At 59.6% G+C, this 24,135-nt stretch carries 20 protein-coding genes; 13 read left to right on the top strand and 7 right to left on the bottom strand.

Annotated elements, in window-relative coordinates; translation table 11 throughout:
• Positions 1 to 78: 78 nt before the first annotated feature.
• The gene (locus GPL81_RS25155; protein WP_160108908.1) at positions 79 to 1,263 is read left to right on the top strand and encodes a thiolase family protein; all 1,185 of its coding nucleotides are present in this window, start codon (positions 79 to 81) and stop codon (positions 1,261 to 1,263) included.
• Positions 1,264 to 1,376: 113 nt separating this feature from the next.
• Here GPL81_RS25155 and GPL81_RS25150 read toward each other — a convergent pair whose 3' ends face one another.
• A complete protein-coding gene (locus GPL81_RS25150; protein ID WP_160108907.1) occupies positions 1,377 to 1,571 on the bottom strand; it encodes a DUF6316 family protein in 195 nt (64 codons plus the stop codon).
• A 210-nt stretch (positions 1,572 to 1,781) separates the two neighbouring features.
• Between GPL81_RS25150 and GPL81_RS25145 the strand changes: the two genes are divergently transcribed.
• Complete coding sequence (locus GPL81_RS25145) at positions 1,782 to 2,741, top strand: DMT family transporter (RefSeq protein WP_160108906.1); 960 nt, start codon at positions 1,782 to 1,784, stop codon at positions 2,739 to 2,741.
• A 125-nt stretch (positions 2,742 to 2,866) separates the two neighbouring features.
• On the opposite strand, the gene GPL81_RS25140 is transcribed toward GPL81_RS25145, so the two are convergent.
• Positions 2,867 to 4,261 (bottom strand): class II fumarate hydratase, encoded by a 1,395-nt coding sequence (locus GPL81_RS25140; protein WP_160108905.1) that lies wholly within the window; start codon positions 4,259 to 4,261, stop codon positions 2,867 to 2,869.
• 192 nt (positions 4,262 to 4,453) lie between these two features.
• Here GPL81_RS25140 and GPL81_RS25135 point away from each other — a divergent pair, with 192 nt between their 5' ends.
• The 7 genes from GPL81_RS25135 to GPL81_RS25105 all read left to right on the top strand — a co-directional run bounded on the left by GPL81_RS25135 (position 4,454) and on the right by GPL81_RS25105 (position 12,505).
• On the top strand, positions 4,454 to 4,978 hold the full coding sequence (locus tag GPL81_RS25135; protein ID WP_096512831.1) for a DUF2059 domain-containing protein: 525 nt from the start codon (positions 4,454 to 4,456) through the stop codon (positions 4,976 to 4,978).
• 12 nt (positions 4,979 to 4,990) lie between these two features.
• Positions 4,991 to 5,290, top strand: coding sequence for a BolA family protein (locus GPL81_RS25130; RefSeq protein WP_160108904.1), 300 nt, complete (start codon positions 4,991 to 4,993; stop codon positions 5,288 to 5,290).
• 192 nt (positions 5,291 to 5,482) lie between these two features.
• Complete coding sequence (trhO, locus tag GPL81_RS25125) at positions 5,483 to 6,424, top strand: oxygen-dependent tRNA uridine(34) hydroxylase TrhO (RefSeq protein ID WP_096512829.1); 942 nt, start codon at positions 5,483 to 5,485, stop codon at positions 6,422 to 6,424.
• Positions 6,425 to 6,427: 3 nt separating this feature from the next.
• The gene (locus GPL81_RS25120) at positions 6,428 to 7,066 is read left to right on the top strand and encodes a DsbA family protein (RefSeq protein WP_160108903.1); all 639 of its coding nucleotides are present in this window, start codon (positions 6,428 to 6,430) and stop codon (positions 7,064 to 7,066) included.
• Positions 7,059 to 8,876 carry an ABC transporter ATP-binding protein gene (locus GPL81_RS25115; protein WP_160108902.1) on the top strand — a complete coding sequence of 606 codons (1,818 nt, stop codon included), beginning with the start codon at positions 7,059 to 7,061 and terminating at the stop codon, positions 8,874 to 8,876. The genes GPL81_RS25120 and GPL81_RS25115 overlap by 8 nt, the downstream gene beginning before the upstream one ends.
• Before the next feature lie 329 nt (positions 8,877 to 9,205).
• Positions 9,206 to 11,665, top strand: coding sequence for an EAL domain-containing protein (locus GPL81_RS25110; protein WP_160108901.1), 2,460 nt, complete (start codon positions 9,206 to 9,208; stop codon positions 11,663 to 11,665).
• 78 nt (positions 11,666 to 11,743) lie between these two features.
• Positions 11,744 to 12,505 (top strand): iron-containing redox enzyme family protein, encoded by a 762-nt coding sequence (locus tag GPL81_RS25105; RefSeq protein ID WP_372237723.1) that lies wholly within the window; start codon positions 11,744 to 11,746, stop codon positions 12,503 to 12,505.
• Positions 12,506 to 12,643: 138 nt separating this feature from the next.
• Here the strand turns inward: GPL81_RS25105 and GPL81_RS25100 are convergent, their stop codons facing one another.
• From GPL81_RS25100 to GPL81_RS25080, 5 genes are all read right to left on the bottom strand, one after another.
• A complete protein-coding gene (locus tag GPL81_RS25100) occupies positions 12,644 to 13,570 on the bottom strand; it encodes a GGDEF domain-containing protein (RefSeq protein ID WP_160108900.1) in 927 nt (308 codons plus the stop codon).
• Between the two features lie 185 nt (positions 13,571 to 13,755).
• A complete protein-coding gene (locus tag GPL81_RS25095; RefSeq protein WP_160108899.1) occupies positions 13,756 to 14,496 on the bottom strand; it encodes a YciK family oxidoreductase in 741 nt (246 codons plus the stop codon).
• Positions 14,497 to 14,655: 159 nt separating this feature from the next.
• Positions 14,656 to 15,327 (bottom strand): N-acetylmuramic acid 6-phosphate phosphatase MupP, encoded by a 672-nt coding sequence (mupP, locus tag GPL81_RS25090; protein WP_160108898.1) that lies wholly within the window; start codon positions 15,325 to 15,327, stop codon positions 14,656 to 14,658.
• Between the two features lie 4 nt (positions 15,328 to 15,331).
• Positions 15,332 to 16,030 carry a bifunctional 2-polyprenyl-6-hydroxyphenol methylase/3-demethylubiquinol 3-O-methyltransferase UbiG gene (gene ubiG, locus GPL81_RS25085; protein WP_096512821.1) on the bottom strand — a complete coding sequence of 233 codons (699 nt, stop codon included), beginning with the start codon at positions 16,028 to 16,030 and terminating at the stop codon, positions 15,332 to 15,334.
• A 62-nt stretch (positions 16,031 to 16,092) separates the two neighbouring features.
• Complete coding sequence (locus GPL81_RS25080; protein ID WP_160108897.1) at positions 16,093 to 17,424, bottom strand: TRZ/ATZ family hydrolase; 1,332 nt, start codon at positions 17,422 to 17,424, stop codon at positions 16,093 to 16,095.
• A gap of 108 nt (positions 17,425 to 17,532) precedes the next feature.
• On the opposite strand from GPL81_RS25080, the gene mtnA reads away from it, so the two are divergent.
• The 4 genes from mtnA to pheA all read left to right on the top strand — a co-directional run bounded on the left by mtnA (position 17,533) and on the right by pheA (position 24,123).
• Complete coding sequence (gene mtnA / locus GPL81_RS25075; RefSeq protein WP_096512819.1) at positions 17,533 to 18,609, top strand: S-methyl-5-thioribose-1-phosphate isomerase; 1,077 nt, start codon at positions 17,533 to 17,535, stop codon at positions 18,607 to 18,609.
• Between the two features lie 425 nt (positions 18,610 to 19,034).
• On the top strand, positions 19,035 to 21,704 hold the full coding sequence (gyrA, locus tag GPL81_RS25070; protein ID WP_160108896.1) for a DNA gyrase subunit A: 2,670 nt from the start codon (positions 19,035 to 19,037) through the stop codon (positions 21,702 to 21,704).
• A 239-nt stretch (positions 21,705 to 21,943) separates the two neighbouring features.
• Positions 21,944 to 23,029 (top strand): 3-phosphoserine/phosphohydroxythreonine transaminase, encoded by a 1,086-nt coding sequence (gene serC, locus GPL81_RS25065; RefSeq protein ID WP_160108895.1) that lies wholly within the window; start codon positions 21,944 to 21,946, stop codon positions 23,027 to 23,029.
• Entirely contained in the window at positions 23,029 to 24,123 is a 1,095-nt protein-coding gene (gene pheA / locus GPL81_RS25060) for a prephenate dehydratase (RefSeq protein ID WP_007939916.1), read from the top strand. The genes serC and pheA overlap by 1 nt, the downstream gene beginning before the upstream one ends.
• Positions 24,124 to 24,135: the final 12 nt, after the last annotated feature.

Genomic DNA, 24,135 nt, shown 5'->3' with positions numbered 1-24,135 from the left:
TGAATGATTGTCGCGGTCGGTAATTGGGTGGGCTTATGCTCGGTTCACTCTAAACCGACAACAACAATGAGGTATGCCATGCGTGAAGTGGTGATCGTCGACAGCGTGCGGACCGGCCTGGCCAAATCCTTTCGCGGAAAATTCAATCAGACCCGCCCGGACGACATGGCCGCGCACTGCGTCAATGCATTGCTGGCGCGCACCGGCATCGACCCGGCCAGCGTCGAGGACTGCATCGTCGGCGCCGGCTCCAACGAAGGGGCACAGGGCTTCAACATCGGTCGTAACGTTGCGGTGCTGTCGCGACTGGGTATCGGCACCGCCGGCATGACCCTCAACCGTTTCTGTTCGTCGGGCTTGCAGGCGATTGCCATCGCCGCCAACCAGATTGCTTCGGGTTGCAGCGACATCATCGTCGCTGGCGGCGTCGAGTCGATCAGCCTGACCATGAAAAGCGTCAACACCGACAACCTGATCAACCCGCTGCTCAAGGAGCAGGTGCCGGGTATCTACTTCCCGATGGGGCAGACGGCCGAAGTCGTCGCGCGCCGCTACAACGTCAGCCGCGAAGAACAGGATCTGTACGCCCTGCAAAGCCAGCAGCGCACCGCCCAGGCGCAGGCAGCGGGGCTGTTCGGCGATGAAATCGTGCCGATGGCGGTGAAATACCGTGTCGAAGACAAGGCCACCGGCCAGGTGCAGATCCTCGACGGAATCGTTGATCGCGATGACTGCAACCGCCCCGACACCACGCTGGAAAGCCTGGCCGGGTTGAAGCCGGTATTCGCCGAAGACGGTTCGGTCACCGCCGGCAACTCTTCGCAGCTGTCAGACGGTGCTTCCATGACGCTGGTGATGAGCCTGGAAAAAGCCCTGGCGCTGGGCTTGAAGCCCAAGGCGTTCTTCCGCGGGTTCACCGTGGCGGGTTGTGAGCCGGATGAAATGGGCATCGGTCCGGTTTTTTCCGTGCCGAAGCTGCTCAAGGCCAAAGGCTTGCAGATCAGCGATATCGACTTGTGGGAACTCAACGAAGCGTTCGCTTCGCAGTGCCTGTACGCACGTAATCGGCTGGAGATCGATAACGACAAGTACAACGTCAATGGCGGCTCGATTTCCATTGGCCACCCGTTCGGCATGACCGGTTCGCGTCAGGTCGGGCACATCGTTCGTGAATTGCAGCGGCGCAATCTGCGGTACGGCATCGTGACCATGTGCGTGGGCGGTGGGATGGGGGCTACTGGATTGTTCGAGGCGGTGCGTTAAATCTCTGGCATTCGTAGTGACTGTCTAATAGCCATCGCGGGCAAGCCTTGCTCCCACAGGGATTACACGAATCCTGTGGGAGCAAGGCTTGCCCGCGATGCAGACGACTCGGTCTACCTGTTCAAACTCAAAGATTGCATCCGCTCGATATAAGCCTGAACTTCCCGCGCAGCCACCTCGGCACTGGCAAACGGCCCCTCCAGCGTGTTTTCCCGAGTGCTGAAGTACAACTCCCCATTCACCCGACATAACCGGTCACTGCGAAAACGCGTGGCGGGGGCGTTGTCCTGGGCGCGCTTGCCGTACATGGCGATCTCCTGCGGGAGGTTGCGGTGAGTGGATCCAATGAGCTTATGCATGAACCACTTGCGATGCCTGGTTATCGGATCGACGGCATATCGCCAATTTAATGGTGCGACCTGCACAGTTTCGTTCGCGGCGAGGTGCAAACTGTCCCTGTGTGCCACACGGCAGTGCGCCTAGAATGACGGTTCTTGACACTTGGCTATGGGGTTCGCATGCACATTTCATCCGGTCGCTGGGTTTACGGTTTATTCCTGGCCTTGCTGACCGCGCTGCTGTGGGGAATCCTGCCGATCAAACTCAAACAGGTGTTGTTGGTGATGGACCCGGTCACCGTGACCTGGTTTCGCCTGATGGTATCCGGTGGCTGCCTGTTCATTTACCTGGCTGCGACCAGGCGCCTGCCGAGCCGCAAAGTGCTCGGGCCGCGCGGCGGCTGGCTGGTGTTGATGGCGGTGCTCGGCCTGGTGGGCAACTACGTGCTGTATTTGATGGGGCTGAACCTGCTCAGCCCCGGCACCGCGCAACTGGTGGTGCAGATGGGGCCGATCATGCTGCTGATCGCCAGCGTGTTTGTGTTCAAGGAGCGTTTCAGCCTGGGGCAGGGGATTGGCTTGCTGGTTTTGCTGATCGGTTTCGCGCTGTTTTTCAATCAGCGTCTGAGTGAGCTGCTCACCTCGTTGACCGATTACACCGCCGGTGTGTTGCTGGTGCTGTTGGCGTCCACGGTCTGGACCTTTTATGCGCTTGGGCAAAAGCAATTGCTGACGGTGTGGAATTCGCTGCAGGTGATGATGGTGATCTACCTGTTCTGCGGGCTGTTGCTGACACCGTGGGTGCATCCGCTGCAAGCGTTGCAACTGAATCCGCTGCAAGGCTGGTTGCTGTTGGCGTGCTGCATGAACACCCTGATTGCCTACGGCGCCTTTGCCGAAGCCCTGGCCCACTGGGAAGCGTCCCGGGTCAGCGCGACACTGGCAATCACGCCGCTGGTGACCTTCGGCGCCGTCGCCCTGGCCGCGTGGTGGTGGCCGGATTTTGTACATGCCGAGACGATCAATGGCCTGGGGTATGGCGGCGCCATACTGGTGGTGCTGGGGTCGGCGCTGGTGGCGTTGGGGCCTTCGTTGATTGCCGGGCTCAAGGCCCGGAAGGTGAGGATGGCAGCAGGTTAATTCGCGTTATCGTTCATCGCGAGCAAGCTTTGCTCCCACAGGTTTGGTGTTGATCCTTGTGTACTGCACCAAACCTGTGGGAGCAAAGCTTGCTCGCGATGACTGACTATCAATCACCGAAAATTTCAGCCCTTGGCCCCAGCCTCCAACATATTCTCCGGCCTCACCCACGCATCGAATTGCTCATCGGTCAGATACCCCAGCTGCAACGCGGCCTCACGCAACGTCAGCCCTTCGCTGTAAGCCTTCTTGGCAATTTCCGCTGATTTGTCATAGCCAATATGCGGGTTCAGTGCCGTCACCAGCATCAAGCCGCGTTCCAGATGTTCAGCCATTTGCCCGGCGTCCGGCTCCAGGCCGGCGATGCAATGCTGCTGGAAGTTGCTGCAGCCATCGCCCAGCAGGCGAATCGATTGCAGCAGGTTGTGGATGATCACCGGTTTGAACACGTTCAGTTGCAAGTGCCCCTGGCTCGCGGCGAAACCGATGGTGACGTCGTTGCCCAGTACCTGGCAGGCCAGCATCGACAGCGCTTCGCACTGGGTCGGGTTGACCTTGCCAGGCATGATCGAGCTTCCCGGCTCATTGGCTGGCAACTTCACTTCGGCGAAACCGGCGCGTGGGCCTGAACCGAGCAAGCGCAAGTCGTTGGCAATTTTCATCAGGGCCACGGCGAGGGTTTTCAGCGCACCGGAGAGCGTTGTCAGCGGCTCATGGCCGGCCAGCGCGGCAAACTTGTTCGGTGCGGTGATGAAGGGCAGGCCGGAAAGCGCCGCCAGCTCGGCAGCGATCGCTTCACCAAAGCCGTGGGGCGAGTTCAGTCCGGTACCCACCGCCGTGCCGCCCTGGGCCAGTTCGCAGACCGCCGGCAGCGCAGCGCGGATTGCCCGTTCGGCGTAATCCAGTTGCGCGATGAATCCGGACACTTCCTGGCCGAAGGTGATCGGCGTCGCGTCCATCATGTGGGTGCGTCCGGTTTTCACCAGTTTCATGTGCCGAGCCGACAGCTCGGCAAGGCCCCCGGACAGCTCGGCGATGGCCGGCAGCAAGTGTTGCTGCACGGCCTGGGCCGCGGCGATGTGCATGGCCGTGGGGAAGCAGTCGTTGGAGCTCTGGGAGCGATTGACGTGATCGTTGGGGTGTACCGGGGACTTGCCGCCACGCGGGTTGCCGGCCAGTTCGTTGGCGCGCCCGGCGATCACTTCATTGACGTTCATGTTGCTCTGGGTGCCGCTGCCGGTCTGCCAGACCACCAGTGGAAACTGGCTGTCGTGGCTGCCGTCGAGCACTTCGTCGGCAGCCTGTTCGATCAGGCGGGCGATATCGGCGGGCAGGTCGCCATTGCGGTCGTTGACCCGTGCCGCGGCTTTCTTGATCAGCGCCAGGCCATGCAGCACCGCCAGCGGCATGCGTTCGCTGCCGATGGCAAAGTTGACCAGCGAGCGTTGCGTCTGAGCGCCCCAGTAGGCTTCATCCGGGACTTCAACCTGGCCAAGGCTGTCGGTTTCGATACGGCTCATCGGTCACACTCCTGTAAGTCTGATTGCGCAGTTTAGGCCGTGATCGACGGCCGGGGTTCCATCAGTCTCAATTCTGTCCATTGAACCCCTCTAAATCAGGCCCGACAAGGCTTGGGGTTGAGCGACACACTTTTTTAGGCGCAGAATGGTCGCCCTTGGGGTTTTACCTCGCCTGCTAGAAAAGGAAACTCGATGACTCGTCTTCGTGCCATCTGTACCGCGGTTGCATTGGTTTGTGCCAGCGGCCAGGTTTTTGCCGATACCGCCAGCCACAACGCCAGTGCCGAGGCTTTCCTGACCCTGGCACATGCTGACAAACTGGGCACTCCGGTGTACATGCAAGTCCAGCAGATGTTTGCTCAGCGCTTCCAGCAAACCAAAGCGCCGGACTCGAAAAAAGCCGTACTGGAAACCTACCAGGCCAAGGCCAATGCCGCCCTGGACCAGGCCATCGGCTGGAACAAGCTGAAACCGGACATGGTCAAGCTCTACACCACCAACTTCACCGAATCCGAGCTCAAGGACCTGGTGGCGTTCTACCAGTCGCCGCTGGGCAAGAAAGTCCTGGAAAAAATGCCGCAGCTGACCCAGCAATCGGCCCAGATGACTCAGGCCAAGCTGGAAAGCGCGGTGCCTGTGGTCAACAAACTGCTGGCTGACATGACTGCCGAGCTGACGCCGAAAGACGCAGCGGCTCCAGCCAAGAAAAAGCCGTAAGCGGAGTTCGGTATGACCATGCAACAACGCATCGAATCGACGCTGGGCCTGCTTCAGCCCCAGCATCTGGAAGTGCTGGATGAAAGCCACATGCACAGCCGCGGGTTGCAGACCCATTTCAAGGCCGTGGTGGTCAGCCAGCAGTTCGAAGGGCTCAATCGCGTCAAGCGTCACCAGAAAGTCTACGGCACGCTTGGCGAGCTGATGGGCGAATTCCATGCGTTGGCGCTGCATACCTATACGCCTGAAGAATGGGCGCAGATCGACGCGGCTCCGGCCTCGCCGACCTGTGCCGGTGGCAGTAAACACTGACACGCCGCAGTACCTGTGGGAGCAAGCGGTGCGGCGATCCGACTTGCCCGCGATGGCGTATTTGAGATCGCAATCGCGGGCAAGCCTTGCTCCCACAAATTTTGTTAGACTATGCAACGCGCCGCTAACCCGGCGCGTTTTTTTTCGCATCCGGTTCACCCCTTACGAGGGTAGCCACCTGGAGATTTACCCATGACACAACAGATTGTCGTGGCGGCACTGTATAAGTTCGTCACCCTGGAAGATTACGTCGCCCTGCGCGAGCCACTGCTGCAAGCGATGGTCGACAATGGCATCAAAGGCACGCTGCTGATTGCCGAAGAAGGCATCAACGGCACCGTGTCCGGCAGCCGCGAAGGTATCGACGGGCTATTGGCCTGGCTCAAGAACGACCCGCGCATGGACGACATCGACCACAAAGAGTCGTACTGCGATGAGCAGCCGTTCTACCGCACCAAGGTCAAGCTCAAGAAAGAAATCGTGACCCTCGGCGTTGACGGCGTGGACCCGAACAAAAAGGTCGGTACCTACGTTGATCCGCAGGACTGGAACGCGCTGATCAGCGATCCGGAAGTGCTGCTGATCGATACCCGCAACGACTACGAAGTGTCGATTGGCACCTTCGAAGGCGCGATCGATCCGAAAACCACCAGTTTTCGCGAATTTCCCGACTACATCAAAGCCAACTTCGACCCGGCCGTGCACAAGAAGGTTGCGATGTTCTGCACCGGCGGCATTCGTTGCGAAAAAGCGTCGAGCTACATGCTCAGCGAAGGTTTCGATGAGGTCTACCACCTCAAGGGCGGTATCCTGAAGTATCTCGAAGAAGTACCTCAGGAAGAAACCAAGTGGCAGGGCGACTGCTTTGTGTTCGATAACCGCGTGACGGTTCGCCACGACCTGAGCGAAGGCGACTACGATCAATGTCATGCCTGCCGCACACCGGTCAGCGTCGAAGATCGCGCATCCGAACATTATGTAGCCGGTATCAGTTGCCCGCATTGCTGGAACTCGCTGAGCGAGAAAACCCGCCGCAGCGCCATCGATCGGCAAAAACAGATCGAATTGGCCAAGGCTCGCAACATGCCTCACCCGATCGGCTACAACTACAAACAAGCATCCTCCGAGGCCTGAACCATGAACGCTGCGCGCCTGCTCTATGTGATGGACCCGATGTGTTCCTGGTGCTGGGGTTTTGCGCCGGTGGCCAATGCATTGGTCGAGCAGGCGGCCGCCGCGGGTGTGGACGTGCATCTGGTGGTGGGCGGTTTGCGCACCGGCAGCGGCTCGGCGCTGGAACCAACGACCCGGCGCTATATCCTTGAACACTGGCAGGCGGTCACCGAAGCCACCGGCCAGCCGTTCAAGCTGGAAGGTGCCTTGCCTGAGGGATTCGTCTACGACACGGAGCCTGCGTGCCGGGCACTGGTGACGGCACGCAACCTGGCGCCGGACTGTGCGTGGAAATTGCTCGGGCTTATTCAACATGCGTTTTACGCGCAAGGCCGCGATGTGACCCACGCCAGTGTTCTGGTTGAGCTGGCTGAACAGGCGGGTTTGCCGCGTATCGAATTCGCCGCCGCGTTTGACCGTGCCGATATGCATACCGCAACGGCCGCCGACTTCACCTGGGTCCAGGATCTGGGCATTGCCGGCTTCCCTACCTTGCTGGCTGAGCGAAATGGTCAATTGGCATTGCTGACCAACGGCTATCAGCCGCTCAGTGTGCTGTCTCCACTGCTCGGCCGCTGGCTGGAGCGCGCCGCCTGTGCATGACCTGCCCGACGACGTTCCAACCGCAAAACGTGTCGACCGCTTGAGCTGGGCGGAAATCCGACGTCTGGCCCTTCATCACAAGAAATCCCTGTGGATCGCCAACGGCGTGGCCGTGCTGGCGACCCTGTGCAGCGTACCCATCCCATTGCTTCTGCCGCTGCTGGTGGACGAAGTACTGCTGGGACACGGTGATGCGGCATTGCAAATCATGAACCTCGCACTTCCCGCGGTCTGGCAAAAAGCCGCGGGCTACATCGGCTTGATGCTGCTGGTGACCCTGGCCCTGCGTTGCGCGGCATTGCTGTTCAACGTGGTGCAGGCGCGGTTGTTCGCCGCACTGGCCAAGGACATCGTGTACCGCATTCGCATCCGCCTGATTGAGCGCCTCAAGCGCATCTCGCTGGGGGAATACGAAAGCCTCGGCAGTGGCACGGTGACCACCCACCTGGTGACCGATCTCGACACCCTGGACAAATTCGTCGGCGAAACCCTCAGCCGTTTCCTCGTGGCGATGCTGACGCTGGTCGGCACCGCAGGGATCCTGATGTGGATGCACTGGAAGCTGGCACTGCTGATTCTGTTGTTCAATCCGCTGGTGATCTACGCCACCGTGCAGTTGGGCAAAAAGGTCAAGCACCTGAAGAAGCTCGAGAACGACAGTACCTCGCGTTTCACTCAGGCACTGACTGAAACCCTGGACGCCATCCAGGAAGTCCGCGCCGGTAACCGCCAGGGCTTTTTCCTCGGCCGACTGGGCCTGCGCGCCAGGGAAGTTCGCGATTACGCGGTCAGTTCGCAGTGGAAAACCGACGCTTCGAACCGTGCCAGCGGCTTGCTGTTCCAGTTCGGCATCGATATTTTTCGTGCCGCCGCCATGCTGACCGTGCTGTTTTCCGACCTGTCCATCGGCCAGATGCTCGCGGTGTTCAGCTACCTGTGGTTCATGATCGGTCCGGTGGAGCAATTGCTGAACCTGCAATATGCCTACTACGCGGCCGGCGGTGCGCTGTCGCGGATCAATGAACTGTTATCCCGCGCCGATGAGCCGGAGTACCCCAGCGGCGTCGACCCATTCCACGGCCGCGAGACCGTGGGCATCGAAGTTCAGGGGTTGAGCTTCGGTTATGGCGACGAGTTGGTGTTGAACCAGATGAATCTGTCCATCGCCCCGGGTGAAAAAGTGGCGATCGTCGGTGCCAGCGGTGGCGGTAAAAGTACGCTAGTGCAGTTACTGCTGGGTCTATACACGCCGCTGGCCGGAACCATCCGCTTCGGCGGTTCTACCCAGCAGGAAATCGGCCTGGAAACCGTGCGCGAAAATGTCGCCGTGGTCCTGCAGCACCCGGCACTGTTCAACGACACCGTACGTGCCAACCTGACCATGGGCCGCGAACGCAGCGATGAAGCTTGCTGGCAGGCCCTGGAAATTGCGCAATTGCATGCCACGATTCGTGAATTGCCCAACGGTCTGGACAGTATCGTCGGGCGTTCCGGCGTGCGTTTGTCCGGCGGCCAGCGGCAACGCCTGGCGATTGCGCGGATGGTGTTGGCGGAACCGAAAGTGGTGATCCTCGATGAGGCCACTTCAGCGCTGGATGCCGCCACCGAATACAACCTGCACCAGGCGTTGTCGCGTTTCCTGAGCAACCGCACCACGTTGATCATTGCGCACCGGTTGTCAGCGGTTAAACAGGCCGATCGGGTACTGGTGTTTGATGGCGGGCAAATTGCCGAAGATGGCGACCATCAGCAACTGATTGCCGATGGTGGGCTGTACGCCAAGCTGTATGGGCATTTGCAGCAGCACTGACAGATCTCGCGCTGCCTGATTTTTTGCAATTGCCGTATCGTGTCATCGATTTTCAGGGCCGTTGTTTGCATGGTAGGTCTTCTCTTGTATTGTTTTGGGCGGTTCCCTGCGGCTCTGCAAGGGGGATCGCTACCGATTACAACGACCCGCAATAGAATCCGTGCAGTACATGTATATTGAGTGGGGGCTCAAGGATGGATTCTTATTCATCCCTTGGTCGCTCGCTGGTAACGACAGGTTCTTACTTGCCGGGACTTGGAACGCAACCTAGTCTCGTTGTAGCGATTTCGTCCGGAAGACGATCAAGCAGTGCTAATGCAAGGGAACTCATGAATCAAACGCGGACTCTCGGAACGCCCCGGTTGTTGGGCATCGTCTGGCCATTTATCGCCGTTGTGGTGTTTCAGGCCTTGTTGGGCGGTGTCAGTCTTTATGTACTTTCGGCTGTCCGTGGCTACGTTGCCGGCGAAAGCCTATGGTCCAAGGGTCAGAAAGACGCCATTTATTACCTCAATCTTTATGCCGACAACGGCGATGAAGCGATTTTTCATAAGTACCAGAACGCCATTGCCGTGCCCCAGGGTGGTCACGAGTTGCGTGTGGCACTGGATCACCAGCCACCGAATATCGAAGCGGCACGCGCGGCGATCCTCAAGGGCGGTAACCATCCCGATGACGTCTCCAGCCTGATCTGGCTGTACCTCAATTTCCGTCACTTCAGCTACCTCGAAAAGGCCATCGATCTCTGGACCGTGGGTGACGCGTATCTGGTCAAGCTCGATGACGTTGCGCAGGACATGCATCGGCTTATCACTGCCAGCCCGGCCTCCGATGCGGACATCCAGCGCTGGAAGGCGCAGATTTTCGCAATCAACGATGAGGTGACGCCGGCGGCGAAAGCCTTCAGCGATGCCTTGGGGGAAGGGTCGCGGGTCATTCTTCGTTTGCTGCTGGTGATTAACCTTGCCACTGCCCTGGGCTTGATTGCGTTGGCCCTGATGCGCACCCGTAAACTGCTCAAGCAGCGCCATGCCTTTGCCGACGCCCTTCAGCTGGAAAAAGACCGGGCGCAGATCACTCTGCAATCGATCGGTGACGGGGTGATCACCACCAATGTGGAGGGTGCCATCGCCTACATGAACCCGGCCGCCGAGGCATTGACCCACTGGAAGGCGGAGCAGGCGACCGGTTTACCGTTGGCGGCGCTGTTCAATCTGTTGGACGACAACGCGCAGACCGATGGTTTCACCCTCATCGAACGCATTTTGAGCGGCCAGCTCAGCGGCGGCAGCGAGCATTCCAAGCTGATTCAACGCCTGGACGGCAGCACGGTGTCGGTGACGCTGGTTGGCGCGCCGATCCGCAACGCCGGCAAGGTCAGCGGCACTGTGCTGGTGTTGCACGACATGACTCAGGAGCGGCAATACATTGCCAATCTGTCCTGGCAAGCAACCCATGACGCCTTGACCGGCCTGGCCAACCGCCGCGAATTCGAGTATCGCCTGGAGCAGGCGCTGCACAACCTGACGCGGCAGCCGGGGCGGCATGCCTTGATGTTCCTCGATCTGGACCAGTTCAAACTGGTCAACGATACTTGCGGCCATGCGGCGGGTGACGAACTGCTGCGGCATATCTGCGCGTTGCTGCAATCAGGTCTGCGTGAGGGCGACACACTGGCGCGGCTTGGCGGCGACGAGTTCGGCATTTTGCTGGAGAACTGTGGGCCGGAGGCGGCGGAGAAAATTGCCGAGGGTCTGCGTCAGACCGTGCAGAACCTGCACTTTGTGTGGAAGGGCCGGCCTTTCGTGACCACGGTGAGCATCGGTCTGGTCCATGTCGCGCACAATCCGACGACCCTTGAAGCCTCGTTGCGTGCTGCCGACATGGCCTGCTACATGGCCAAGGAAAAAGGTCGCAATCGGGTTCAGGTCTATCACCCCGACGATTCGGAACTGTCCCTGCGCTTCGGCGAAATGGCCTGGGTGCAGCGCCTGCACATGGCGCTGGAAGAGGATCGCTTCTGCCTGTATGCCCAGGAAATTGCGCCGTTGGGCAGCACCGAAAGGGACGCCGGGCATATCGAAATCCTGTTGCGCCTGCATGATGAAACCGGCCGCATGATTCTTCCCGACAGTTTCATCCCGGCCGCCGAACGCTATGGTTTGATGACGTCCCTTGACCGCTGGGTGGTGGAGAATGTTTTCAAGATCATCGCCCAATGCCGCGTCGAGAAACGGCAGGGGCCACTGGCCATGTGTGCGATCAATCTGTCAGGCACGACCATTGGAGATGAGGCATTTCTGGACTTCCTGCGGGAGCAGTTCGTCGCTTATTCCATTCCGCCTGAAATGATTTGTTTTGAAATCACCGAAACCAGTGCAATTTCAAATCTTGGCAGCGCAATTCGTTTTATCAATGAACTCAAAGGCTTGGGATGCCATTTTTCGCTGGACGATTTTTGCGCCGGTATGTCTTCATTCGCTTACCTGAAACATTTGCCTGTAGACTTCCTGAAGATCGACGGGAGTTTCGTAAAGGATATGCTGGACGACCCGATTAACCGCGCCATGGTCGAGGTGATCAATCACATCGGCCATGTCATGGGTAAACGTACGATTGCCGAGTTTGTAGAGACGCCCCAGATCGAGCAGGCATTACTGGAGATCGGGGTGGATTACGCTCAAGGGTATGTCATTGAACGCCCGCAACTGTTTACCTGCGACAGTTTGCAAAGTCGTCCCGCCAGGCCTCAGCCTCTTTTGTTCAAGGCACCTGGCACGTTCCGTTGAAGTCTCTTGCCGGTCAAAACAATCACAATCAAAAGGAGCTCGACAGTGATCGACACATTCAACAGAACCGGACCCCTCATGGAAGCTGCAAGTTATCCTGCCTGGGCCCAGCGCCTGATCCAGGATTGCAGCGAGAGCAAGCGCCGGGTTGTCGAACACGAACTGTATCAGCGCATGCGTGACAACAAGCTCAGCGCAAAGACCATGCGTCAGTACCTGATCGGTGGCTGGCCGGTGGTCGAACAGTTCGCGTTATATATGGCACAAAACCTGACCAAGACCCGTTTTGCCCGTCATCCGGGCGAAGACATGGCGCGTCGCTGGTTGATGCGCAACATTCGCGTCGAATTGAACCATGCCGACTACTGGGTGAATTGGAGCCGCGCTCACGGTGTCAGCCTGGAAGACCTGCAGGCGCAACAAGTGGCACCGGAACTTCACGCCTTGAGTCACTGGTGCTGGCACACCAGCTCTGCGGATTCTCTGATCGTCGCCATTGCCGCCACCAACTATGCCATTGAGGGCGCGACCGGAGAGTGGTCGGCGGTCGTCTGTTCCAATGGTGTGTACGCGGCATCGTTCCCCGAGGAAGATCGCAAGCGCGCCATGAAGTGGCTGAAGATGCACGCCCAGTACGACGATGCCCATCCATGGGAAGCGCTGGAAATCATCTGCACGCTGGCGGGCATGAACCCGAGCAGGGCCCTGCAAGTGGAATTGCGCCAGGCCGTGTGCAAGAGCTACGACTACATGTACCTGTTCCTGGAACGCTGCATGCAGCTGGAGCACGCGGAAAAAATGCCGGTGGCCCGTGAGCGACTGGCGTTGGCCGAAAGCTGATCCAATTACCAGGCAATAAAAACGGTGGGAGCGAGCCTGCTCGCGATGGCTGCCTGACATTCACCAAAGATGTTGAATGTTAGAAAGCTTTCGCGAGCAGGCTCGCTCCCACATTGGTTCTGCAGTGCTGTTAAAAGCTCACCCTGCCATCGTCAACCGATTACGCCCTTCGCGCTTGGCGACGTACAGCGCATTATCGGCCCTTCGCAACAGGCTCTCGGCGGATTCGCCGGGCAGCAGGGTCGAGCAGCCGAGGCTCACAGTCAGCAGGATCGAGCGTTCCTCAGCCACATACTCCTCGGCCTGTATCGCAAATCGCAGCCGCTCGCCGACCATGGCCGCTGCTTCGCGGCTGGTGTTGGACAGCACGATCAGGAACTCTTCCCCACCAAAACGAAACACCATGTCCACGTTGCGCAATTGGTGCTTGATCGAGGCGGCGACCGCTTTGAGCACGTCATCGCCGACACTGTGCCCATGGGTGTCGTTGATCTGTTTGAAGTGATCGATGTCCAGCATCAGCAACGACAACGGCTGCAGATGACGTCGCGAGACTTCGATTTCCCGCAACAGTGTCTGGTCCATGGCGATGCGGTTCCCGGTATCCGTGAGCGGATCGCGCAATGCGCTTTGGGTCGCGGCGCGGTAGAGCAAGGTGTTGCGCACAGGGTAGAGCAGCGCGGCCAGTAGCGACTCGAGGCTGCCCTGTTCCTGTTCGCTGAAACGCTGATTGCGGCGAAACACCAGCTCTCCCAGATGTTCGCCTTCATGGCTGAGGCTGTAGCTGATCGAGTGGTGGCCGCGTTGGCCGAATTCCAGGCGCAGGTCACTGCTCTTGTGCTCATAGCTCAAGGCATCAAGCGGTACGAGGCGTTGAATTTCGCGAAAAAACAGCCCGAGAATACGTTGTGGCTCAAGACTGGTTTGCAGCTGCATGCTCAGTTGCTGGCGCAGTTGCGCAAGACTGACGGGCCTTTCCAGAGTCGGTTGCTGCTGACCAAAGCCCAGGCGTTGCAATTTGGCGCTATCGAAGTCAATTGCGTTGGTCTGGGAAGGTGATTTCATATGGCGTGCGCCCTTGAGCAGTAAGGCTGTCTTACAAGCTGGGTGAGAGCGGCTTTGGGCTGCGCGTCATACTGGTCCGTCAGTCCCGTAGGACATTTCGTACAAGTTTAATCTGCTTTGTACAAGAATAGGTTGCTCAAATGCCGCGACGGGAAGTCGGCGCGGCACAAAAGCGACGTACGGCATTACTGGGCGTTGAATGCCTGGCCGTTGATGCCGGTGCTGTCCGGCCCCATCAGGTACAGGTAGACCGGCATGATCTCCTCGGGCGTTGGATTGTTCAGCGGGTTTTCCCCTGGATACGCCTGGGCGCGCATGCTGGTGCGAGTGGCGCCCGGGTTGATGCTGTTGGAGCGCACCGGCGCCACGGTATCGACTTCGTCGGCCAGGGTCTGCATCAGGCCCTCGGTGGCGAACTTGGAGACGCCGTAAGCGCCCCAGTACGCACGTCCCTTGCGTCCGACGCTGCTGGAAGTAAACACCACCGAGGCATCCTGGGACAGTTTGAGCAGTGGCAGCAGGGTGCTGGTGAGCATGAACATGGCGTTGACGTTCACTTGCATCACGCGCATGAAGTTCTCGCCGGAGAGCTGCTCGATCGGTGTGCGCGGACCAATGATCGAGGCGTTGTGCAACAAACCGTCGAGGTGGCCGAATTCGCTTTCGATCATTGCCGCCAGCTCATCGTATTGGTGGGGCAGGGCGGTTTCCAGGTTGAACGGAATCACGGCCGGTTGCGGGTGGCCGGCGGATTCGATTTCGTCGTAGACCTGGGTCAGGTTGGCTTCGGTCTTGCCCAGGAGCAGTACGGTCGCGCCGTGGGCAGCATAGGTTTTTGCCGCGGCGGCACCGATGCCACGACCGGCGCCGGTAACCAGAATGACTCGATCCTTGAGCAGGTCGGGGCGGGCGGAATAATCAAACATAAAAACCTCAACAAAAAATATTCAGGTCCAGCGCTATCCCTGTGGGAGCGAGCCTGCTCGCGATGGTCGTCAACGATTACACGATAAGCCTGGTGCCCCGTGGCGCTCTCAGGTTTTTCGCGAGCAGGCTCGCTCCCACAAGGGTCGGTCTCAAAAAACTCAGCAGCCGCAGAGCGCGCTATCCAAAACCTTGCGCAACTCCAGCGGATGATCGACCACCACATCCGCCCCCCAATGCCGCGGATTATCGTCCGGGTGGATATAGCCGAAGGTGACCGCCGCGGTTTTGGTGCCGGCATCGCGACCCGATTCGATATCGCGCAGGTCATCACCCACGAACAGCACGCTGGCCGGGTCCAGGTCGAGCATCTTGCAGGCGAGGATCAGCGGCTCCGGGTCCGGTTTGCTGTTCTTCACATGATCCGGGCAAATAAGCAGCGCCGAACGTTCGGCCAGCCCAAGCTGTTGCATGATCGGCTCGGCAAAGCGCAGCGGCTTGTTGGTTACCACGCCCCAGATCAGATTGGCCTTTTCGATGTCGGCCAGCAGTTCGCCCATGCCGTCGAACAGTTTGCTATGGACTGCACAGCCCACGAGGTAGCGCTCTAGAAACTCCAGGCGCAGTTCCTCGAACCCCGGTGACTCCGGGTCCATGGCGAAGGTCACGGCAACCATCGCTTTGGCACCACCGGAGATTTCGTCGCGGATGTGTTTGTCGTTCATTGGCGGCAAGCCACGGTCGGCACGCATCGCCTGACAGATCGCGATAAAGTCCGGCGCGGTGTCGAGCAGAGTGCCGTCCATGTCGAAAAGAACTGCTCTGATTGGCATCGGCTTACTCCTCGCGCAGGGTCTGGATCATGTAGTTGACGTCCACGTCGGCCGCCAGTTTGTAGTGCTTGGTGAGCGGGTTGTAGGTCAGGCCGATGATGTCCTTGACGGTCAGGCCGGCCATGCGGCTCCAGGCGCCGAGTTCGGAAGGTCGGATGAATTTCTTGAAGTCATGGGTGCCGCGGGGCAACAGCTTCATGATGTATTCGGCGCCGACGATGGCGAACAGGTACGCCTTCGGGTTGCGGTTGATGGTGGAGAAGAACACCTGGCCGCCGGGCTTGACCATGCGGAAGCAGGCGCGGATCACCGAGGACGGGTCCGGCACATGCTCAAGCATTTCCAGGCAGGTGACCACGTCGAACTGCTCCGGCATTTCCTCGGCCAGGGCTTCGGCGGTGATCTGCCGGTACTCGACGTTCACACCGGACTCCAACTGATGCAGCTGCGCGACCGCCAGCGGGGCTTCGCCCATGTCGATGCCCGTCACGGTGGCGCCGCGCTGAGCCATGGATTCGCTGAGGATGCCGCCGCCGCAACCGACGTCGAGGACTTTTTTGCCGGCCAGATTGACGCGCTCATCAATCCAGTTGACCCGCAGCGGGTTGATGTCGTGCAGCGGTTTGAACTCGCTTTCGCGGTCCCACCAGCGATGGGCCAGGGCTTCGAATTTGGCGATTTCGGCGTAGTCGACGTTGCTCATGGTTTAAGTCCTCGAAAAACTTGAAAAATCCTGATGTCCCGGCGTTGAATCCGGGGTGCTATCTATTCGGTGCGACCGCTGATGCGTTGGCCCCATGCCTTGGCGGTGGTGACCAGCTGTTGTTCATCCAGGCGTGTCAGGCGACGATCATCGAGCAGTTGATTGCCGGCGACCCAAAGGTGTTTCACGCAGTCCCGGCTCGTGGCGTAAATAAGCTGCGAAACCGGGTCATAAACAGGTTGCTGGGCAAGGCCCGAGAGGTCGAACGCGACGATGTCGGCGGCTTTGCCGACTTCCAGCGACCCGACTTCAGCTTCGATTCCCAGGGCGCGGGCGCCGTTGAGGGTGGCCATGCGCAGGGCGCGATGGGCATCCAGGGCGGTTGCCGAGCCAGCCACGGCCTTGGCCAGCAGGGCAGCGGTGCGGGTTTCGCCGAGCAGGTCCAGATCGTTGTTGCTGGCGGCGCCATCGGTGCCGATGGCGACATTGACGCCGGCTTGCCACAAGCGCTCTACCGGGCAAAACCCGCTGGCCAGCTTCAGGTTCGACTCCGGGCAATGAATCACGCTGGTGTTGCTTTCTACCAGCAGGGCCAGGTCTTCATCGCTGATCTGGGTCATATGAACCGCCTGGAAGCGCGGCCCCAGCATGCCCAGCCGAGCGAGGCGGGCCAGTGGGCGTTCGCCACGTTGCTCGACCGATTGCTGCACTTCGAAAGCGGTTTCATGCACGTGCATGTGGATCGCAACGTCCAGTTCTTCGGTGATCACCCGGATTTTTTCCAGGTTTTCATCGCCCACGGTGTAGGGTGCATGGGGGCCGAAGGTGATTTTTATGCGCTGATGGTGCTTGAGATCGCCAAATAACTCGACGCCCTGACGAATGGCTTCGTCCGCCGTGCTGGCGCCTGGAATCGGGAAGTCGAGGATCGGGATCGCGATCTGCGCCCGAATACCGCTGTTGTGTACACGCTCGCTGGCAACCTTCGGGAAGAAATACATGTCAGAGAAGCAGGTGATGCCACCCTTGAGTTGTTCGGCAATGGCCAGATCCGTGCCGTCGCGAACGAAATCCTCGTCAACCCATTTGGCCTCGGCCGGCCAGATATGGTTTTCCAGCCAGGTCATCAGGGGCAAATCATCGGCCAGACCACGGAACAGGGTCATTGCCGCATGCCCGTGGGCATTGATCAGGCCGGGGCTGAGCAACATGTCCGGCAGTTCGCGGGTTTCGGTTGCGTTAAGCTTCAGTGCGGCGGAGCGTGGGCCGATGAAGACGATGCGCCCGTCGCGGATGCCCAGGCCATGGTCCTTGAGGACAACGCCGGCGGGTTCGACGGGTACCAGCCAGGTCGGCAGCAATAACAGGTCGAGCGCAGCGGCGGTGTTCGGCATCGAGGGTCGGTTCCAGTGCTTTTGTGAAGGATGGCGAAGTATACCCGAGCGTCTTCGCGGGGGGATCGCTATAATCGGCGGCTTTTGTTCATGAGTGCGGGGTGTGGGATGCGCGATCGACTGTTGGCTGCGGAGAAGGTGAAGGCCATCGATTGGCGTGATGGCGCCCTGTACCTGCTGGATCAGCGTATTTTGCCGTTCGAGGAAACCTGGATTGCCTACACCAGCGCCGCTGGTGTGGCCGAGGCCATTCGCTCGATGGTGGTGCGCGGTGCGCCGGCGATCGGTATCAGTGCCGCCTATGGCATCGTACTGGCAGCCCGTACCCGGATTGCCGAAGGGGGCGACTGGTACGCGGCGCTGGAAGAGGATTTCATGCTGCTTGCCGATTCCCGCCCAACCGCGGTCAATCTGTTCTGGGCCCTGGGTCGCATGCACGATCGGCTTGATCGTCTGAAAGACAATGCCGATCCGCTGGCAGCGCTGGAGGCTGAGGCGATCGCTATTCACGAAAGTGATCGCGAAGCCAACCTCACCATGGCGCAACTGGGCGTCGATCTGATCCGCAAGCATCAGGGTAATGCTCAGGCGATCCTGACCCATTGCAATACGGGTGCGCTGGCCACCGGTGGCTTCGGTACGGCGCTGGGGGTGATTCGCGGGGCGTTCATCGAAGGCATGGTCGAGCGTGTCTATGCCGACGAAACCCGTCCATGGCTGCAGGGCTCGCGGCTGACGGCCTGGGAGCTGGCCAACGAGGGCATCCCGGTGACCCTCAATGCCGACTCCGCCGCCGCCCACATCATGAAAACCAAGGGTATTACCTGGGTGATCGTGGGCGCGGACCGGATCACCGCCAACGGTGATGTAGCGAACAAGATCGGCACTTATCAATTGGCGGTCAACGCCATGCACCACGGCGTGCGTTTCATGGTGGTGGCGCCGAGTTCGACCATCGACATGAACCTGGCCAGCGGCGACGACATTCCGATTGAAGAGCGTGATGGCCGTGAGTTGCTGGAGGTCGGCGGCAAGCGGGTCGGGGCTGAGGTCGATGCGTTCAACCCGGTGTTCGACGTGACGCCTGCGGACCTGATCGATGCCATCGTCACCGAAAAAGGCATCGTCGAGCGGCCGGATACAGCGAAGATGGCGCAGTTGATGTGCCGCAAGCGTCTGCACTAATGATCTCTGGCGTCTGATAAATTGCTATCGCTGGCAAGCCAGCTCCCACAGTGTTTTGCGGCGCACGCAGATCCTGTGGGAGCTGGCTTGCCAGCGATGAGGCCCTAAAGGTCAATGAAATCCCTGAATCAGGCCCGATTTCTACATTCAATCCGGCTCTAAGCCCCTCTGATCCCCTTCAAGCCTGCCACCAGTCAACTAACTACACTCCATGCGCATCTGGGGGATAGGTGCGTGGCGGCTCTTGTGATAACATCCGGCGGTTTCCAGAGTTGCCCGGCAGGGCAACCTTTACTGCGCAGATCCATGGCATAACTCGTTGATTTGTCGTAAGTCGGTGCATGGCACTCAGCCTGCAGCGGCGAGCTTCGTTCGTCCCATATGGATGTGACGAAGTTTCACCAGAAAAAGGAATCAGGCTTCTCATGGGCGAACTGGCCAAAGAAATCCTCCCGGTCAATATCGAAGACGAGCTGAAGCAGTCCTACCTCGACTACGCGATGAGCGTAATTGTCGGGCGGGCACTGCCGGATGCGCGCGATGGCTTGAAGCCCGTGCACCGGCGCGTGCTGTTCGCGATGAGCGAGCTGGGTAACGACTTCAACAAGCCGTACAAGAAATCTGCCCGTGTTGTCGGTGACGTGATCGGTAAGTATCACCCGCACGGTGATACCGCGGTGTACGACACCATCGTTCGGATGGCGCAGCCATTTTCCCTGCGCTACCTGCTGGTAGACGGTCAGGGCAACTTCGGTTCGGTGGACGGCGACAACGCCGCGGCCATGCGATACACCGAAGTGCGCATGACCAAACTGGCGCACGAGCTGCTGGCTGACCTACACAAGGAAACCGTGGACTGGGTGCCGAACTACGACGGCACCGAAATGATCCCTGCGGTCATGCCGACCCGTATTCCCAACCTGTTGGTCAACGGCTCCAGCGGTATCGCCGTGGGCATGGCGACCAACATTCCACCGCACAACCTCGGTGAAGTCATCGACGGTTGCCTGGCGCTCATCGACAATCCCGAGCTGACCGTCGATGAACTGATGCAATACATCCCCGGTCCGGACTTCCCGACCGCCGCGATCATCAACGGTCGCGCCGGCATCATCGAAGCCTACCGCACCGGTCGTGGCCGCATTTACATGCGCGCCCGCTCGATCATCGAAGACATCGACAAGGTCGGTGGCCGTCAGCAGATCGTCATCACCGAACTCCCTTACCAGTTGAACAAGGCGCGTCTGATCGAGAAGATCGCCGAGCTGGTAAAAGAGAAGAAACTCGAAGGCATCACTGAACTGCGCGACGAGTCCGACAAGGACGGTATGCGCGTCGTGATCGAGCTGCGTCGTGGCGAAGTGCCGGAGGTCATCCTCAATAACCTCTATGCCCAGACCCAGCTGCAAGCGGTGTTCGGTATCAACATCGTCGCGCTGATCGACGGCCGTCCGCGGATCCTGAACCTCAAGGACCTGCTGGAAGCCTTCGTCCGTCACCGTCGCGAAGTCGTGACCCGTCGTACCGTGTTCGAACTGCGCAAGGCGCGTGAGCGCGGTCACATCCTGGAAGGCCAGGCGGTTGCCCTGTCGAACATCGACCCGGTCATCGCACTGATCAAGGCCTCGCCAACTCCGTCGGAAGCCAAGGAAGCGCTGGTCAGCACCCCTTGGGAGTCCTCCGCGGTGGTCGCGATGGTCGAGCGTGCCGGCGCCGATTCGTGCCGTCCGGAAAACCTCGATCCGCAATACGGCCTGCGCGACGGCAAGTACTTCCTGTCGCCAGAACAGGCGCAAGCCATTCTGGAACTGCGTCTGCACCGTCTGACCGGTCTGGAGCACGAAAAGCTGCTGGCCGAGTATCAAGAGATCCTCAACCAGATCGGCGAGCTGATCCGCATCCTCAACAGCGCCACGCGCCTGATGGAAGTGATCCGCGAAGAGCTGGAAGTGATTCGCGCCGAATACGGCGACGTGCGTCGCACCGAGATCCTCGACGCCCGACTCGACCTGACCCTGGGTGACATGATCCCGGAAGAAGAGCGCGTCGTGACCATTTCCCACGGCGGCTACGCCAAGACCCAGCCGCTGGCTGCGTACCAGGCTCAGCGTCGTGGCGGTAAAGGCAAGTCGGCTACCGGCGTCAAGGATGAGGATTACATCGCTCACCTGCTGGTTGCCAACAGCCATACCACGCTGCTGCTGTTCTCCAGCAAGGGCAAGGTGTACTGGCTGAAGACCTACGAAATCCCTGAAGCATCCCGCGCAGCCCGTGGTCGCCCACTGGTCAACCTGCTGCCGCTGGATGACGGTGAATACATCACCACCATGCTGCCGGTCGAGGAATACACCGAAGGTCACTACATCTTCATGGCGACCGCTAACGGCACCGTGAAGAAGACCCCGCTGGAATCCTTCAGCCGTCAGCGCAGCGTTGGTCTGATCGCGCTGGAGCTGGACGAAGGTGACGTGCTGATTTCGGCTGCGATCACCGATGGCGAACGTGAAGTCATGCTGTTCTCCGATGGCGGCAAGGTGACTCGCTTCAAGGAATCCGACGTTCGCGCCATGGGCCGTACTGCCCGTGGTGTACGCGGCATGCGTCTGCCGGAAGGCCAGAAGCTGATTTCCATGCTGATCCCGGAAGAAGGCAGCCAGATCCTCACCGCTTCCGAGCGTGGCTACGGCAAGCGCACGGCGATCACCGAGTTCCCTGAGTACAAGCGTGGCGGTCAGGGCGTTATCGCCATGGTCAGCAACGAGCGTAACGGCCGTCTGGTCGGCGCGGTCCAGGTGCTCGACGGTGAGGAAATCATGCTGATTTCCGACCAGGGCACCCTGGTGCGCACCCGTGTCGACGAAGTCTCCAGCCTGGGTCGTAACACCCAGGGCGTGACCCTGATCAAACTGGCCAAGGATGAAACCCTGGTCGGCCTCGAGCGGGTTCAGGAGCCTTCGGAAGTCGAGGGTGAAGAGCTCGAAGGTGAAGGCTTTGAAGGTGAAGAGGGTGCAGGGTTTGTCGGTAAGGTCGTGATCGACGACGCCGCAGAAGACCAGCAACTCGACGCCGCTGCTGACGAAGAGCCACAAGAGTAAGTGGACATGAGGGGGCGGATGAAAATTCGCCCCCTTGTTGTTTGTCCCTTTTGAAATAATGAGATCCCCTGTAGGAGCGAGCCTGCTCGCGAAGCAGGCGCCGCGGTACCTCTGAAACACCGCGGTGATGCATTCGCGAGCAGGCTCGCTCCCACAGGTTGCCTGCTTCGGCAGGAATCGTGTGTCGATTGATATTGTGATTTATCGCGTGTTACTACCAAATCAGAGCGAGATTGGATGTGAGCAAGAGAGCCTATAACTTCTGTGCCGGTCCTGCGGCGCTTCCCGAAGCTGTCCTGCAGCGCGCCCAGGGTGAACTCCTTGATTGGCATGGCAAGGGCCTGTCGGTCATGGAAATGAGCCATCGCAGTGATGAGTTCGTGTCCATTGCCACCAAGGCCGAGCAGGATCTGCGTGATCTGCTGAATATCCCCTCGAACTATAAAGTCCTGTTTCTGCAAGGTGGCGCCAGCCAGCAATTTGCTCAGATTCCTCTGAACCTGTTGCCGGAAAACGGCACTGCCGACTATATCGACACCGGTATCTGGTCGCAGAAAGCCATCGAAGAAGCCTCGCGCTTCGGCCACGTCAACGTAGCCGCTACCGCCAAGCCTTACGATTATTTCGCCATCCCTGGCCAGAACGAGTGGAAGCTGTCCAAGGACGCGGCCTACGTTCACTACGCACCGAACGAAACCATTGGTGGCCTGGAGTTCCAGTGGGTTCCGGAAACCGGCGATGTTCCGCTGGTCGCCGACATGTCTTCGGACATTCTCTCGCGTCCGATGGATGTTTCGCGCTTCGGCATGATCTACGCCGGCGCCCAGAAAAACATCGGCCCGAGCGGCATCGTGGTCAATATCGTGCGCGAAGACCTGTTGGGTCACGCCCGTTCTTTCTGCCCGACCATGCTCGACTACAAGGTCGCGGCCGATAACGGTTCTATGTACAACACCCCGCCGACCCTGGCCTGGTACCTGTCCGGTCTGGTGTTCGAGTGGCTCAAAGAGCAGGGCGGCGTTGAAGCCATCGGCAAGCTCAACGAAGTGAAGCAGCGCACGCTGTATGACTTCATCGATGCCAGCGGCCTCTACAGCAACCCGATCAACAAGTCGGACCGCTCGTGGATGAACGTTCCGTTCCGCCTGGCAGACGACCGTCTGGACAAGCCGTTCCTGGCGGGTGCCGAAGAGCGCGGCCTGTTGAACCTCAAGGGCCACCGCTCCGTGGGCGGCATGCGCGCCTCCATCTATAACGCCGTCGACATCAACGCGATCAACGCGCTGGTGGCGTACATGGCAGAGTTCGAGAAGGAACACGGCTAATGTCTGAGCAAGAACTCAAGGCACTGCGCCTGCGCATTGATGCCCTGGACGAGAAGGTCCTGGAGCTGATCAGTGAGCGTGCGCGCTGCGCCCAGGAAGTCGCGCGAGTAAAGATGGCCTCGCTGGCCGAAGGCGAAGTGCCGGTGTTCTATCGTCCTGAGCGCGAAGCTCAGGTGCTCAAGCGTGTCATGGAGCGCAATCAGGGGCCGCTGGGCAATGAAGAGATGGCGCGGTTGTTCCGCGAAATCATGTCGTCGTGCCTGGCGCTCGAGCAGCCGCTGAAAGTGGCGTACCTCGGCCCTGAAGGCACCTTCACTCAAGCCGCTGCGATGAAGCATTTCGGTCACGCCGTAATCAGCAAGCCGATGGCGGCGATCGACGAAGTGTTCCGCGAAGTGGCGGCCGGTGCGGTGAACTTCGGTGTGGTTCCGGTGGAAAACTCCACCGAAGGCGCGGTCAACCATACTCTCGACAGTTTCCTCGAGCATGACATGGTGATCTGCGGCGAAGTCGAGCTGCGCATCCACCATCACCTGTTGGTCGGTGAAAATACCAAGACCGACAGCATCAGTCGTATCTACTCCCATGCCCAGTCCCTGGCTCAGTGCCGCAAGTGGCTGGACGCCCATTACCCGAATGTCGAGCGCGTGGCAGTGTCCAGCAACGCCGAAGCGGCCAAGCGGGTCAAGGGTGAATGGAATTCGGCGGCGATTGCTGGCGACATGGCGGCCGGCCTGTACGGCTTGACTCGCCTGGCCGAGAAAATCGAGGACCGTCCGGACAACTCCACGCGTTTCCTCATGATCGGCAACCAGGAAGTGCCGCCGACCGGCGACGACAAGACCTCGATCATCGTTTCCATGAGCAACAAGCCTGGTGCGCTTCACGAGTTGCTGGTGCCATTCCATGACAACGGCATCGACCTGACGCGAATCGAGACCCGTCCGTCGCGCAGCGGTAAATGGACCTACGTGTTCTTCATCGACTTTGTCGGCCACCACCGCGATCCGCTGGTAAAAGGTGTGCTGGAAAAGATCAGTCAGGAAGCAGTAGCACTCAAGGTGCTGGGTTCCTACCCGAAAGCAGTTCTCTAAGGGCGGTAGCAA

Origin of the sequence: Pseudomonas izuensis (assembly GCF_009861505.1) — a bacterium.
Classification (GTDB): domain Bacteria; phylum Pseudomonadota; class Gammaproteobacteria; order Pseudomonadales; family Pseudomonadaceae; genus Aquipseudomonas; species Aquipseudomonas izuensis.
This window is presented reverse-complemented; position numbering and strand designations above follow the sequence as displayed.

Coding starts and splice junctions, on each gene's coding strand:
- GPL81_RS25130 (WP_160108904.1), top strand. CDS start 4,991: ATGACCATGCAACAACGCATCGAATCGACGCTGGGCCTGCTTCAGCCC.
- trhO (WP_096512829.1), top strand. CDS start 5,483: ATGACACAACAGATTGTCGTGGCGGCACTGTATAAGTTCGTCACCCTG.
- GPL81_RS25135 (WP_096512831.1), top strand. CDS start 4,454: ATGACTCGTCTTCGTGCCATCTGTACCGCGGTTGCATTGGTTTGTGCC.
- GPL81_RS25120 (WP_160108903.1), top strand. CDS start 6,428: ATGAACGCTGCGCGCCTGCTCTATGTGATGGACCCGATGTGTTCCTGG.
- GPL81_RS25110 (WP_160108901.1), top strand. CDS start 9,206: ATGAATCAAACGCGGACTCTCGGAACGCCCCGGTTGTTGGGCATCGTC.
- GPL81_RS25150 (WP_160108907.1), bottom strand. CDS start 1,571: ATGTACGGCAAGCGCGCCCAGGACAACGCCCCCGCCACGCGTTTTCGC.
- mupP (WP_160108898.1), bottom strand. CDS start 15,327: ATGCCAATCAGAGCAGTTCTTTTCGACATGGACGGCACTCTGCTCGAC.
- GPL81_RS25100 (WP_160108900.1), bottom strand. CDS start 13,570: ATGAAATCACCTTCCCAGACCAACGCAATTGACTTCGATAGCGCCAAA.
- GPL81_RS25095 (WP_160108899.1), bottom strand. CDS start 14,496: ATGTTTGATTATTCCGCCCGCCCCGACCTGCTCAAGGATCGAGTCATT.
- gyrA (WP_160108896.1), top strand. CDS start 19,035: ATGGGCGAACTGGCCAAAGAAATCCTCCCGGTCAATATCGAAGACGAG.
- GPL81_RS25155 (WP_160108908.1), top strand. CDS start 79: ATGCGTGAAGTGGTGATCGTCGACAGCGTGCGGACCGGCCTGGCCAAA.
- GPL81_RS25080 (WP_160108897.1), bottom strand. CDS start 17,424: ATGCCGAACACCGCCGCTGCGCTCGACCTGTTATTGCTGCCGACCTGG.
- mtnA (WP_096512819.1), top strand. CDS start 17,533: ATGCGCGATCGACTGTTGGCTGCGGAGAAGGTGAAGGCCATCGATTGG.
- GPL81_RS25140 (WP_160108905.1), bottom strand. CDS start 4,261: ATGAGCCGTATCGAAACCGACAGCCTTGGCCAGGTTGAAGTCCCGGAT.
- GPL81_RS25145 (WP_160108906.1), top strand. CDS start 1,782: ATGCACATTTCATCCGGTCGCTGGGTTTACGGTTTATTCCTGGCCTTG.
- GPL81_RS25105 (WP_372237723.1), top strand. CDS start 11,744: ATGGAAGCTGCAAGTTATCCTGCCTGGGCCCAGCGCCTGATCCAGGAT.
- pheA (WP_007939916.1), top strand. CDS start 23,029: ATGTCTGAGCAAGAACTCAAGGCACTGCGCCTGCGCATTGATGCCCTG.
- ubiG (WP_096512821.1), bottom strand. CDS start 16,030: ATGAGCAACGTCGACTACGCCGAAATCGCCAAATTCGAAGCCCTGGCC.